Origin of the sequence: Nostoc sp. DedQUE04 (genome assembly GCF_034530995.1) — a bacterium.
Lineage (GTDB): Bacteria > Cyanobacteriota > Cyanobacteriia > Cyanobacteriales > Nostocaceae > Nostoc.
Map to the genome: position 1 here is coordinate 102023 of NZ_JAVRCA010000008.1, position 14518 is coordinate 116540.

The 14518-nt window shown below is 41.3% G+C and carries 7 protein-coding genes; 6 read left to right on the forward strand and 1 reads right to left on the reverse strand.

Going from position 1 to position 14518, the window contains the following annotated elements:
* Positions 1–10: 10 nt before the first annotated feature.
* A complete protein-coding gene (locus RM049_RS07940; protein ID WP_322703796.1) occupies positions 11–6016 on the reverse strand; it encodes a translocation/assembly module TamB domain-containing protein in 6006 nt (2001 codons plus the stop codon).
* 260 nt (positions 6017–6276) lie between these two features.
* Here RM049_RS07940 and RM049_RS07945 point away from each other — a divergent pair, with 260 nt between their 5' ends.
* The 6 genes from RM049_RS07945 to RM049_RS07970 all read left to right on the forward strand — a co-directional run bounded on the left by RM049_RS07945 (position 6277) and on the right by RM049_RS07970 (position 14490).
* Positions 6277–6723: a DUF3110 domain-containing protein gene (locus RM049_RS07945; RefSeq protein WP_322672603.1), complete on the forward strand. Its 447-nt coding sequence runs from the start codon at positions 6277–6279 to the stop codon at positions 6721–6723.
* Between the two features lie 156 nt (positions 6724–6879).
* Positions 6880–7806, forward strand: a complete 927-nt coding sequence (murQ, locus tag RM049_RS07950) for an N-acetylmuramic acid 6-phosphate etherase (RefSeq protein ID WP_322672604.1) — start codon at positions 6880–6882, stop codon at positions 7804–7806.
* Positions 7807–8412: 606 nt separating this feature from the next.
* On the forward strand, positions 8413–9612 hold the full coding sequence (locus RM049_RS07955; RefSeq protein WP_322690612.1) for a response regulator: 1200 nt from the start codon (positions 8413–8415) through the stop codon (positions 9610–9612).
* Positions 9613–10105: 493 nt separating this feature from the next.
* Positions 10106–10468, forward strand: coding sequence for a response regulator transcription factor (locus RM049_RS07960; RefSeq protein ID WP_322664528.1), 363 nt, complete (start codon positions 10106–10108; stop codon positions 10466–10468).
* A 124-nt stretch (positions 10469–10592) separates the two neighbouring features.
* The gene (locus RM049_RS07965) at positions 10593–11066 is read left to right on the forward strand and encodes a chemotaxis protein CheW (protein WP_322703797.1); all 474 of its coding nucleotides are present in this window, start codon (positions 10593–10595) and stop codon (positions 11064–11066) included.
* A 115-nt stretch (positions 11067–11181) separates the two neighbouring features.
* Positions 11182–14490, forward strand: a complete 3309-nt coding sequence (locus tag RM049_RS07970; protein WP_322703798.1) for a GAF domain-containing protein — start codon at positions 11182–11184, stop codon at positions 14488–14490.
* The last annotated feature ends 28 nt before the right edge of the window (positions 14491–14518 follow it).

The following is a 14518-nucleotide window of genomic DNA, read 5'->3' on the forward strand; positions in this document are numbered from 1 at the left end:
AGAGACTTATTTAAAATCGCTTTTGATATTCCACTACAGCACGACTGTCATCGGTTAAGTTAGTGGAGGCACGCACACGAAATTCATTGTTTATCCGGTAATTAATACCCCATTGGAAGGGGTCGTTTGTTGTCAAAATTTTGATACTGGAAACAGATATTTTGGAAGAAATGTCAACCCCAGCCTCCGCTGCTAATTCTAAAGTTGAATTGCTTCTTCCAGCTTCGGGATTCTCAGAAATAACGGTAGGAAATATCCGCAGTTCGCTTAAGCCAAAGGTACTCCCAATTTGGTTAAAAGCTGACTGAAAATTGTTAAATACAGCCGAACCTGCGATGTTAATCAGACCTAAAGTACTGTCTGCACGCCCTTGGGTGTCTACAAATCCACCTCCTAAAAGAGCAACAATTTCAGTTTGACTACGTGATGGACTACTTGTTAATTCTAAATTTTCATTTAGTTTGCTAGCTAAACCGTTGATAGTAGCTTCGACTCGAACACTCTCTAACGCTGATAAACCTGTAGAATTTACTCGGCTGAAGTCATTACTTTGAGTTACATCCAGTACTTTGGCAAATAGCCGAATATCTAAGTTGGGGTCGCGGGGTTGAGAAGGACTAAAAGTTGCAGTGTGTTTATAGCCACGAGCAAGGTTAAATTGGGTAGTAAATAAATTTACCCCTCCTTTTTCTAACTGGATGGTACCATCGGGTATCGGCTGATTAATTAAGCCGTTAACTATGAGATTACCGCTGGCACGGAAGTTGAGAATAGGGTCACGGGTAATTTGGACGTTTTTACCTAGTTCCAAATCTAAATTATTAAATCTGGCGTTAGTATTTCCCGTGCTATTTCCAATTTCAGATTTGCTCTGCTTATTATCTTTTGTAGGTGATACGCCAATACTACCATTTTCAGATGTCGTAGCGTTGGTAGATTCTGCCAGCAATACTTTACCATCAAATAAATCTACTCTACCGCCAATTATGGGGTTAAGGGCAGAACCAGTAATCTGCAAATTGCCACTAGCGCCTCCTTGGTAAAGTCCCTTGAGATTCAACGCTAACTGATCGAGATTAACAGTCAGGGGATTTTTGATAGTTACGTTCTCATTGTTGAAAATGGGAATTTCACCAGCGGCTTTTACCGTCCCACGGCTAAATCTACCTTGAAGATTTTCTACTAAGATGCTGTCAAAATTAAACAGAACTCTACCTGTGACACCTCTCAGCTTACGTGGCAAAGCCTGGGCTGAAAAAGTAGCATCATTGACAGTAGCAATTCCCTGTACTTGGGGTTTTTGCAATGTTCCCCGCACTTTCAAGTCTACTTCTCCTTCACCTTTCTCAAATAACACTTGATTATTCAATGCGTTTAACAGCCCCAATCCCTCGTTTTCTAACTTCATATCCAAACTGATTTGATCGCTGTCTGGTGCGACGGAAGCAAAAGGCAATTTATAAGGAATGCTGCCAGTAATATCAACAGGTTTTGGGCCAGCAATTGCTACAGTACTACCAAAGTTTAAGCGTCCGTTGGCATAGCTGAAACTTGCTCTTGCTGATTCTATTTTGCTCTGATTTAATATTCCTTCGGTGATTTGCAATTCCCCTCTAGCTTGGGGATTAGCAATGCTACCTGCTAAAGCTGCTGTACCGTTAAGATTACCTGTGATTCCAACTGGTAGTTTGACAACATTATTCAATAGTTGTACTGGAAAATTATTCACCCGCAGCTGACCAGATTGTTCATCACCGCCAACGTTACCCGTAAAGGCAATCAGTCTGTTTTTAGACTGGATTCGTAATGGTCGCAAACTCAAAACACCATTTTCAAAGTTACCTTCGGCAATCACTCGATCGGCAGTATAAAAACGATTTCGTTCTTCCTTTTTACCCCAGGCAAAATCTTGTCCGTTCAAATTAAAATCTACTGATAATCCATTGGCTGTAGCTGTATTTACAGCCACTTCCCCGTTGAAAGTCCCCTTTAAGTCTGCCAAATCTGGTATGGGAGTGGAATTAAGTCGCTGTTCTTCCTGTTCTGCCACCAAAGCTTCAATTTCAGAAAACCGTTGGATTTGGGTGAATAAAGGTTCATTTGGTGTTCCTTGGGGGTTGGTAGTCAGATCCGCTGCGGTGCCGTAAATTTCTGCCGAACCACCTGGCAAATTTTGTAAATCAAATACCTTGGCTACAGCCAGAACATCTTGGATCTCACCCTGCTTGACGTTCAATTTACCTTGTAATTTAGGCCCTTTAGGGCTTTGAGCCACAGTCCCAACAAGGGCGTAGCTACTTTTTCCTTTGACAAATTCGCTACTAGTGAGTGTAGCTTTACCGTCACCGTAGCGGAATTGAGCAGCTATTCGATCGCCTTTAACCCGGCCAATTTGCGGATTTGCGATCGCTAAATTCCCCGTTGTTGCCAATGTCTGCTGATTAAACAGCAAATCCCCAGTTAACAATCCAGCTATCTTACCAGCACCCAAGCGAGTAATTGGTGGCGGCGTCAAATTCAATATTTGTAAGGGGAAATTGGCAAGTTTCAGCGCCCAATCATTTCCTTGAACATTACCTGTGGCTGATGCTTGCTGCCATTTAACTAAGAAAGATTTCGGGCGATTATTGGCATCTAAATTGAAGTTCAGGCGATCGCTATTTCCTGCCAAGTTCAAATTTAAACCGCGTCCCTGTTCTGAATCGATGTTTCCAGTTAACAACGGCTCAAAAGCAATATCTTGAACAACCAAGTCTCGTAAATTGATTTGTCCTACGACATTTGGTAAGGGCAGTTTACCAGTGATTTGACCATTAAAATCTACATTTCCCGCCACAGCAACCTGATTAGGAAGATTGATCGGTAACTGTTTTAAGTTGTAATTCTGCGCTTGGACGTTGAGATTTAGGGCAGTAATTTCCGGTATCCCTGCTGATTTTGCATTGGCTAATATGTTACCAGTCACACTTAAACCGGGAGCAGTTGCTCGCTCAATGGTCAGCCTTTCACCACTCCAAGCGATCGCAGCCGTCAGAGGTCGCTCTAAACCAGGGATACCTTGAGATAATTGCACCTGTCCAGCTGCACGCACATCAGCTAATTTGGACGATCCAAGCGTACCGGCTAATTGCAATTGACCGCCAAACTGACCTCGTAATTGCTGATTGAGCCGATTTAATTCCACACCGGCAGCATCGACGACAGCTTGATAGCGACCATTAGCTACTTGGATATTAGAGGCTGCGATCGTTCCACCTGCAACATCCAGCCGTCCCTGACCGTTAGCTTGGATAGTTTGTGGTTGGAAAGAATCAACAGAACCCGCCACGTTTGCTTGACCAGTTAACGTCCCTCGAAACTGTGGTGGTACTGCTGCTAACTGCTGTAACGGTACATTAGTTGCCTCAACTTGCGCCTGGTATACACCATTACCCACTTGGATATTAGAGGCTGTAATAGTTCCACCCGCAACATTTATCCGCGCCTGACCGTTGGCTTGGATCGTTTGCGGTTGGAAGGATTCAACAGAACCCGCCACGTTTACTTGACCAGTTAACTTCCCTCCAAACTGCGGTGGTACTGCTGCCAACTGCCGCACAGGTACATTGGTTGCCTGAACTTGCGCCTGGTATACACCATTACCCACTTGGATATTAGAGGCTGTAATAGTTCCACCCGCAACATTTATCCGCGCCTGACCGTTGGCTTGGATCGTTTGCGGTTTAAAAGAATCAACAGAACCCGCTACATCGAACTTACCAGTTAACGCCCCTTGAAATTGCTTTGGTACTTTTGCCAACTGCTGCACAGGCACATTCTTAGCCTGAACTTGTGCCTGATATACACCATTTGCCACTTGGATATTAGAGGCTGTAACCGTACCTCTGCCAATAGCAAGGCGACCCTCACCACTGCCACGGAACGTTTTCAGACTGAAATCATCTCTGCTACCTGCGATTTGGAACGTTCCCGCCAAAGGATTATCTAAAGCTGGGGGAGACTGTTTCAATATTTGTCCCAACCGCACGCCATTAGCTACCAGTTGAGCCGAGAAACTTTGGTTTTGCAGTTGGATATTAGAAACTGCAACTGTACCGCCACCAATTTGAACTCCTGCACCATCACTGCGAATTGTGGCAATTTCAAATGGTGCTGTGCTGCCTGAGAGAATGAGACGAGCATTGAATTGTGCCCCAGCCAAGGAGACATTTTGCAGTTGACTCTTGTCTACAAAGGGTTCTAATTTTACCCCAGAGGCAACAGCCACAGCTTGCCAACGCTCATTGGCATAACTACCAGTTGCCCGAACTGTACCACCACTTATATTCAGAGCCACATTGCGGAAAGAGACGGTGCGATTTGGAGCGATCGCAACTTCACCAGTTCCGGGGTAAGTTCCATTAGGAGCTTGGAACTGTACCACGGTTTGGACATTGGTAGGAGCGCCAGTTAGTTGAGCTGTAGCAGAGACATTGCCGATTTGAAAGGTCGGTGTTGTTTCATAAACTTTGGCGATCGCATCCCCTGGAACATTCTTGGCAGCGAAATTTAAATCCAGTCGCGGATTTTTACCAAGTCTAATTGTACCAGCGCCCGTAATCTCACCACCAACTTTGGCTTTACCTTGAATATCTTTTAAGGTAATTAAAGAGGAACTAGTAGCAAGCTCAAACTTACTACTGATGCTATTAAAATCAACTTTGTCAATTCTGGCAGTTTGGATTGTGGCAACTGAGCCGGAGAGTATTGGCTCTTTTGTCGATCCGGTAATTTGCAAAGAAGCTTGTACTTGTCCAGCGATCGCTACAGGTAATTTTACCTTGAGAGTCTCCTGGGCATTCGCCAAACTCACCGCATTTACACGCGCTGCCAACTTCAAGCCTGCTTGAGTATCGACGATTCCCGTAGCCACTAAAGGAATTTTGCCGTAGTTGCTAGTCACATTATTTAACTGCAACTCCGTTCCTTGGAAGTGGAGGTTTCCTTGGCTATTGCTCAACAGTTGCGGGACTTTGGGTATTTGCAGCGTTACCCCTTGCACAGTGGCGTTGCCAAACAATAGAGTTGGCTGTCCTGGTGTCAACCGAACTAACAAATCGCCATTGGCTCGACCCGCCTGTAAGTTCACTGGTAACTTAATCAACCGAGTAATATTCTCAGCCAGAAAATCTTGTGCTTGCACCTGGAAAGTCCCTGCTAGCACCTTAGAACGTGTCTCTCCCTGAATGGAAATATTGCCACCACTGTCTGCTTGACCCCCGACTTCAAACCGTATCAACTGGTTATTTGCTAAAAGTTGAGCAGAACCATTAAGTTGAGAAAATAGCACCGGCAATTGCTGAGTGTTGTTAGCGGTAGCAGGGCGTTTATCCAGTACTGAATTAGAATTTGGGTCTTCTCCCTTGCCCCCCTGCCCCCCTGCCCCCCGGTCACTGAGCGTAGCCGAAGTGCTGCCCCCCTGCTCCTCTACCCCCTCATCTCCCTCTACTCTCTCATCCGGCATCAAGGCCAGCTTGGCATTCCGAAACCGCAGGTAGTCCAAATCGGTTTTAATTGCACTGCTTCCACCTGACGACGTGATGGTAGTGGAAACCCAACGCCCTTGGTCATCCTGGTCAATGTAAATATCTGGATTGACTAAGGTTACATCTAGCTTTAGATGGCGATTAAAAATTAGTTGTAACAGATCGAAACCCACCTCTACAGATTCGACTGTGGCCCGATCTGCATCTGTGGGTGTGGCTGGGATAGCTGAAGCCCCAAACTGTACTCCTGTCAACGAAAATTGTGTGACTCTTCCCAGTTTTACCGGACGGTTGAGTGTAGTAGTCAAACTTTGTTGTGCCAACGGCGTTAACTCTGTTTGGACAAAAGTCCACAACCGCCAAATACCAACGAGAACTCCTAACAGCAAAAGTCCACTCAAGGCAATGCTACCCCGGCTCAACACCAGCAACCACAAACGTTTGCGGATAGGGGAGGGGGAATGAATATCTTGATTGGTAGATTTAGTCATTTGCTTTCACTGTATTAATTGCCGGATCTCGCTGGCACACACAAGCATTAACTGGCACATTGGTTCAGTATGCCATTTCCAGGATACGCCAACTAAACCCAAGACCCCATTGGTTGAGTTACGGTATTTTATCGATCCAATACTTATGCTTAATAATATTGGCGTTTTCAGGAAAATCTGAATAGAGTGAAAATTATTCCTGTGACTTTCCTTGAGGCACAATCTCGAACTTTAATATGAATAAACCTTAAAAAGGACAGATGATTACACCAATGCGTGTTTTTGTGTTAATTTTTAACGCTCGAACGGAAAATGAGGGGATTCACACAATTCGGGAAGGCGATGCCGAAGGCGGCAAGCTACGCAATAAAATTCTGATGTTCGAGTCAGAAGACGATGCGACGCGCTTTGCCCTGATGTTAGAAGCTCAGGATTTCCCCGCACCCACACCGGAGCCGATGGATGCTGAAGAAATCAAGGAATTTTGCGAAAGTGCTGGATATGAATGGGAAATCATCCCAGAAAACAGCAATTTAGTTGTAACTCCCCCAGAACTTAACGTCGAAAAAACTGACTGGCAAGAAGATGCCCAGAAGGAGGATACTGTTGAAGACACTTTCCCTCTCAATCAACAGCCGCTAGAAGAACCAGAATTGTCTGATTCTGAATTAGAGAAGATGCGTCGCAAATTGGAAGGGTTGTTGTAAGTAGTCATTAGTCATTAGTCATTAGTCATTAGTCATTGGTGATTAGCCATTGGTCGCTAACTGACTAATGACAACGGACATAGATAGATGCCCAAAGAAAGGGCGGCGTAGGCTAGAACAAAAGACAAATGACAAATGACAAAGGACAAATGACAAATGACAAATTTGCAAGAACGCGGGCATCTTTTAACTGAGCTGGTCAATCCTAATAGTCTGAACTTAGACCAGCTTAGTTCCCTAGAATTGGTGGAGTTGTTTAATGACGAAGACCAAAAGGCTGTCGCAGCAGTTGCAGCAGCGAGAATTCAGTTGGCAGAGGCAATTGAGCGCACCGCAGAGCGTTTGCGCCACGGAGGGCGCCTATTTTATATCGGTGCGGGTACAAGTGGCAGATTAGGGGTGTTAGATGCTGCTGAGTGTCCACCTACTTTTTGTACACCCCCAGAGTTGGTACAGGGGATTATTGCTGGTGGTGCTGGCGCACTAGTACGCAGTTCTGAAGATTTAGAAGACAGCATTGAAGATGGTGAAGCGGCGATCGCTGGGCGGCACATTACCCAATTAGATGTCGTAGTTGGCATTACCGCTGGTGGCACAACGCCTTATGTCCACGGTGCGCTTCATGCTGCTCGTCAGCGAGGAGCCATAACTATTTTTATCGCCTGTGTTCCTGCTGAACAAGTTAGCTTTGATGCCGATATTGACATTCGCCTATTAACAGGCCCAGAAATAATCGCCGGTTCAACTCGCCTGAAAGCGGGTACAGCTACTAAATTAGCTTTAAATATCCTTTCTAGCGGCGTAATGGTTAAACTAGGCAAAGTTTATGGCAATCGCATGGTGGATGTAGCAGTAACAAATCAAAAATTACGCGATCGCGCTTTGCGAATTTTGCAAGACCTCACAGGTTTAAGTCGGGAAGCTGCTGGTTTTTTACTAGAACGTAGTGGTAAATGGGTTAAGCTGGCGTTATTGATGCACTGGACTGGTTTGGAAAAAGACGAGGGCGATCGCCTTCTTTCAGAACACCAAAGTAATCTCCGGGCAGCTATTATCAGCTATCAAAACCACAAGCAACCTTGAATAAATTGTCTAAATAAATACTTTATAATCTGGCTGCTACTTGTTTTAGTAGCACGCCTTTTTTTAAGAATAATATTCCCTAGAAAAACTGAAATTAATTAGCATAATTAAGAATAGTAAATTTAAATAAATATTTAAACCTATGTTGTCAATGTGAATAACAAAAGTAAAACTCTTTAGAGACTGCTAGTATTTTTTAAACTAAAATTCAGAATTTATACGGATATGATTCAGTATGAAAATTCTTAAAATGATATATAAATACATCATAATCTCGACTATGGCAACCTACTTTAGTCATAAATATTAGCAGAAAAGTAAACTCTGCCAATAAAGACTCTATGCTAGATAAATTATTTACTAGCAATAGTTTTGTCATGTTAACATCTGTCTTGCTTTTAATAATCTTGATTTAGACTGCTATATACCAAATGCATTTGCACTTATTCACAGCTATATAGCTAGAAGACTGTGACGGAAGTGTTGCCTACCTTTGACAAGTGACTTAAGAAACTTGTCTGGTTAATTGACATGGTAGGTAGATTTACGCTGTGCTCTACTAGTATTGGTTTTTAATAGCTAGCTTTTTAATAAAAGGAACAAACTATGCCCCATCAAGAACTTATTTCAAATAACCTAGTAAATGAATTTAAAACTTGTACTCAGTTGCAATACAATGGCAAATTAAATATTAAGAGTTCCAAGGGCAGCCAATGGACTTTTTACTATCGACTGGGACGGATAGTTTGGGCAACAGGAGGAACTCATCCCTTCCGACGTTGGCGTAGACATATAGCCCAGAATTGTCCCCAGATTGATGTTGATAAGTTGCAGTTACCGATGCAAGACCTATCAATTGATTACTGGGACTATAAACTGATAGAAGTATTTTATAAAAAACAGAAAATTCAGAGAGAACAGATTCAATCTATTGCGGAAAATACAATAGCAGAACTATTATTTGACCTAGCTTTGCAAGGAAACTTTGCTTCTCTAAGTTGCAACCGCAACCAAGAAGTTATCTTAGAAACCCCAATGAGCTTCACGAGTTCAGAAATGTCTGTAAAGCACATGCAAGACTCATGGAAAATTTGGTCAGAAGCAGGTTTAGCAAATTTTTCTCCTGACTTAGCACCAATTCTACGGCGACCAGAACAACTTGAGCAGATGGTAAGTCCATCTGTCTACAAAAACTTTGTGAATTTAATCAATGGCAAATTCACTCTACGAGATTTAGCCATGAAAATGAAGCAAAGTGTATTGCCACTAACCCGTTCATTGCTTCCTTATATCCTTAAAGGAATCATCGAATTGATAGAAGTACCTGATTTGCCTTTAAGAATTACTGAAGTTAATAATAACTTTACTACCACCCAAGCAAAAAAGCGAATTGCTCCACTAGTAGCTTGCGTCGATGATAGCCCTCAAGTATGCAAAATGGTAGAGGATATTGTCACTTCCAATGGATTGAGATTTATCAAAATTCAAGATGCTGTACAAGCTCTACCAACCCTGATTCAGGATAAACCAGACCTGATTTTCTTGGATTTGATTATGCCAGTTGCTAGTGGTTACGAAATTTGTACTCAGCTACGACGAATATCTACCTTTTCTAACACACCAATAATTATATTAACAGGCAGTGATGGCCTTTTAGATAGAGTTCGTGCCAAAGTAGTTGGTTCTACAGATTTTCTCACTAAACCTGTAGTGGCTGATAAGGTAATGAGTATAATACGTAAATATTTACCTACACAAAGCGTATCCAGCGATAAGAGAAAGTCTAGTTTAGAGGTTTGTAATTAGAGAGACTTAGAAGGAATTTTTGGTTTTGAATTATTCCTCAAAATTTAGAGACTTTTATACCTCAGTAAGAATTAAATTATTGAGGTTAAACAACTTTAGTGAAGTCTATTGTTCAAATTATTTATTTCTCAACTAGGTTGGAATTTTATATATAAAATCAGCTTTAATTTTTTCGTTATCAATCATGTTTCAAGTTTAAAAATTCAATCCAATCTTGAAAGTTTAAATTAGTTTGTCAAACTATTTTATATTAAAAATTTTATCTAAAATAATGTTTATTACGTACTTTTTCTGAGGTTGATAAATAAAGATTGAATCAAAATTAAACAAATACAATTTTTTGTATTTATAGCAGTCCTATTTGATTTGTGAAATATTGGTTAGGGCAAAGGGGTTAGGGCTAGTCTCTAGTCCCTTCCATGTCTTTTTGAGGAATCATTGAGGATTTGTATATTTTGTTTACACTTTGAGAAAAAGTTAACGAGTAATTGCCATGAATACTGTTTTAGTTGTTGAAGATGGCTTAACAGATATGGAAATAATCAGCCGTTACTTGCAACAGGCAGGTTATTCTGTGATTAGCGCCACTAGTAGTGAAGAGGCTCAAGACAAAATAGATAAAAATAAGCCAGATTTAATATTTCTCGATGTAATTTTACCAGGGAAAAGTGGCTTTGAAATTTGCCGAGAACTAAAAAATAATCCCGATACTAGCAAGATACCTGTGGTTTTTTGCTCTACAAAGAATAGTGATGTAGATAAAATTTGGGGTAATATGTTAGGCGCTGATGGTTATCTATCAAAACCGATCGATCGCGACGAACTAGTGGTAATTTTAAAGCGATTACTTAATTAGTAAAAATCTCATAAGTCAACAAATCATAGAAGTTACTATTTTTTAGATAGAATATCTCCAAAAATCAACAATAAATGCAAATAGTGGCTAGAGATAAATCATCAAGGACAAAGGATCGATAGCTTTGGAAACCCAGCAAAAGTTTTTAAGTTTTAATTTGGGAGTAAATGATACAGCCGTCATTTCTCTACAACACATCACAGAAGTTTTACAAGTATCATTACCAGAAGTATGTGGTGTTCCTCAGATGCCAAGCAGCATTTTAGGTATTTATAACTGGCGTGGTGAGATGCTTTGGTTAGTTGATTTAGAGGCAATGTTAGGTTATCCTCCTATTTCGCAAGGGCCAAATTTACTTTCAAAAATGATGGCAATTGTTCTGGAAAATAAGGGTAAGTATTTGGGACTTTTGGTACGACAGCTAATAGATATTGAATGGCTAGATACTAAAGAAATGAAACCTGTAACTGCTGAATTATTTTATCCTAAACTATCACCTTTTTTACAGGGATACTTTATTAATGATTCAGAGAATATAATTTTTAATTTGGATGCAAAAACTATTCTTCAAGCTCCAGCATGGGGGATTTATAATTGAATCTTTAGTAAGATGTAATTTTTGAAAACTCCTAATTCTTAATCAGCAAATACCAAATAAATATTGCTTGCCACATATCCATTTATTACCCATCACAATTTTGAGGTTTAATTAAATGACATTTTTGTATAACAACAGCCATGATAACGAGCATTTAATTTCTGAATTAGAAAATCAGAATGGTAACGCTAATATAGCAAATATTGCTAGTAGTGAAATGTCTTTGTTAAGTGCGATCGCTCAAGAATTTAAAACTTGGCGGCGACAGATGAAAGATATCGCAACTCACATGCGCCAAGCCCCAAACATTGATACATTACTTAAAATTACTGTAGCACAAATTAGAGAAAAGATTGGCTGCGATCGCGCCTTAATTTATCAGTTTACTTCGCGAGAATCAGGTAATGTTTTAGCCGAATCAAGAACATTAGGTTGGACTCCAACTTTAGGCGAAAATATTCCCGGAATTATTTTTGGTCTATATACCAATCAAGACTATGTAGAAGCTGTAGTTATTGACGATATCAATCAGATTCAACTTACCCCTTATCAAAAGCAACTGCTAGATAAATTTCAAATTAAAGCTAGTTTGAGTTTACCGATTGTAGTAGAAGGTAAAGTGTGGGGCTTACTAGCAGTCAATAATTGCTACTCAAAGCGGCAGTGGCAAGAAGTAGAAATTAGCCTACTATCTCAACTGACAACAGAACTAATTTACAAATTACAAAGCTTTGAATTCCAAAAAGAACAGCAACAGCGGCTACTAGCAAAAAAATCGGTAGCTAAAGTCATCGACAAAATTCTGCGGGTATCAAATGTCGATAAGCTTTTTCAAACAACTACTCAAGAAGTACGCCAATTACTAAAATGCGATCGCGTCGGTGTCTATCGCTTCAAACCTGACTGGAGTGGTGAGTTTGTCGCTGAGTCAGTGGGTAACGGTTGGATAAAAATGGTCGGCCCTGATTTTTACATGGTCTGGGAAGATACCCACTTACAAGACACTCAAGGAGGACGTTATGCCAAGGGTGAAAGCTTTGTAGTTAATGACATTTATCAAATGGGCCATTCTCAATGTCATATTGACATTTTAGAGCAGTATGAAATGAAAGCTTACATCATTGCACCCATATTTGCTGGAGAAAAATTATGGGGTTTGTTGGCAGCTTATCAAAATTCTGGGCCTCGTGATTGGCAACCTTGGGAAGAAACCTTTGTAACTCAAATTGGGTTGCAATTTGGTGTAGCTATCTCACAAGCGGAATATCTCGAACAAGTGCAGAAAAAATCTAACCAACTAGCTCAAATAGTTGAACAAGAGAAAGTTTTCACTAAGATAGTCAACCGCATCAGACAATCTTTAGATGTAGAAAGCGTCTTCAAAACAACCACTCAAGAAGTGCGTCAATCACTACAATGCGATCGCGTTGCCGTCTATCGTTTTAACCCTGACTGGGGTGGTGAATTTGTGGCTGAGTCTGTGAGTACTGGTTGGACAAAACTGGTAGGCCCTGATATTAAAACCGTTTTGGATGATACCTACTTGCAAGAAACTAAGGGAGGTCGGTATGTCAGAGGTGAAAACTTTGTCGTTAATGACATTTATGAAGTAGGGCTAGCTCCCTGCCATATTGAGATTTTAGAGCAGTTTGAAGCCAAAGCTTATATCATTGTTCCGATATTTTTCGGGGATAAATTGTGGGGATTGCTGGCAGCTTATCAAAACTCTAGCTCCCGTGACTGGCAAAGCTGGGAAGTGAACTTTTTGGTTCAGACTAGCTTGCAATTTAGTTTAGCTAAATCACAGATAGACTATTTGGAATTAGTGCGGGTGAAATCTGAGAAACTAGCTCAAATAGCAGAACAAGAGAAAGCTGTTACCAAGATCAGTAACCGCATCCGGCAATCTTTAGATGTAGAAGAAATCTTCAAAACAACTACTCAAGAAGTCAGACAATTACTGCGATGCGATCGCGTTGCCGTGTATCGCTTCAATCCTAACTGGAGTGGTGAATTTGTCGCCGAGTCAGCAGGTCATCTTTGGGTAAAACTGGTAGGCCCCGATATCAAAACTGTCTGGGAAGATACCCACTTACAAGAAACTCAAGGAGGTCGATATGCCCAAGGAGAAAACTTTGTTGTAAATGATATTTATCAGGTAGGTCATTCTCCTTGCCACATTGAAGTTTTAGAGCAATTTGAAGCCAAAGCTTATGTAATTGTTCCTGTATTTGCTGGCGAACAATTGTGGGGATTGCTGGCAGCTTATCAGAATTCGGGAACTCGTGATTGGGAAGAATCAGAAGTTACTTTGTTAGCACGTATTGGCAGCCAGTTAGGATTGGCATTACAACATACCGAATATTTGCAACAAGTACAAGCGCAGTCAGCAAAATTAGCAGAAGCAGCAACACGAGAAAAGGCAGCCAAGGAGTTACTACAACAACGATCTATTCAACTCTTAAAAGCCCTTAGACCCGCTCTCAACGGCGACTTAACAGTACGCGCGCCGATTACAGAAGACGAACTAGGCACGATCGCTGATGCTTACAATAATACTCTGCAAGCACTGCGGCAAATTGTTGTTCAAGTACAAGGGGCTGCTCAACAAGTTGCCCAAACTTCTAGCAATAGCGAGTCTTCATTAGCGGGACTAACCAATCTAGCACAACAACAGTCTGAGGACATTACCGCAGCTTTAGGTGACATTCAACAAATGGTGGACTCTACTCAAGCTGTAGTAGCGAATGCTGAGTTAGTACAACTAGCAGTGCAAAAAGCCAATCAAACTGTAGAGTCTGGCGATACTGCCATGAACCTAACTGTAAAAGCAATCCAAGGAATTCGTGAAACCGTTGCTCAAACCAGCAAAAAGATTAAACGCCTCAGCGAATCTTCGCAAAAAATCTCCAAAGTGGTAAATTTGATTGGTAATTTTGCCACACAGACAAACGTACTCGCTTTGAATGCAGCCATTGAAGCTACTCGTGCTGGTGAATATGGCAAAGGCTTTGCAGTTGTGGCTGATGAAGTCCGTTCTTTATCTCGCCAATCAGCAGCAGCAACCATCGAAATTGAAAAATTAGTTCAGGAGATTCAAGCAGAAACCGGAGAAGTTGCAGTAGCGATGGAAACTGGTATTCAGCAGGTAGTAGAAGGTACAAATCTTGTTAGTGACACTCGCCAAAACTTAAATGCGATCGTTTCTGCAACTGCCGAAATTAGTCAGTTAATCGAGCGAATTACCGCAGCGACTCAAAAACAAATGGCGCAATCTGTAACAGTAACTAAATCAATGCAAGATGTCGCAGAAATTGCCGATAAAACTTTTGCTGAATCTCAAGAAATTGCTACCGTGTTCCAAGAGCTATCAGGAATGGCGCAAGAGTTATTAACAACTGCTAGTAAGTTTAAAGTCAAATGAATTTTAGATTTTAGATTTTGGATTTTGG

Bases quoted from the DNA above. Each gene is read 5' to 3' on its own strand.
- RM049_RS07960 (WP_322664528.1), top strand. From the start codon at position 10,106: ATGAATACTGTTTTAGTTGTTGAAGATGGCTTAACAGATATGGAAATA.
- RM049_RS07955 (WP_322690612.1), top strand. From the start codon at position 8,413: ATGCCCCATCAAGAACTTATTTCAAATAACCTAGTAAATGAATTTAAA.
- RM049_RS07940 (WP_322703796.1), bottom strand. From the start codon at position 6,016: ATGACTAAATCTACCAATCAAGATATTCATTCCCCCTCCCCTATCCGC.
- RM049_RS07945 (WP_322672603.1), top strand. From the start codon at position 6,277: ATGATTACACCAATGCGTGTTTTTGTGTTAATTTTTAACGCTCGAACG.
- RM049_RS07970 (WP_322703798.1), top strand. From the start codon at position 11,182: ATGACATTTTTGTATAACAACAGCCATGATAACGAGCATTTAATTTCT.
- murQ (WP_322672604.1), top strand. From the start codon at position 6,880: ATGACAAATTTGCAAGAACGCGGGCATCTTTTAACTGAGCTGGTCAAT.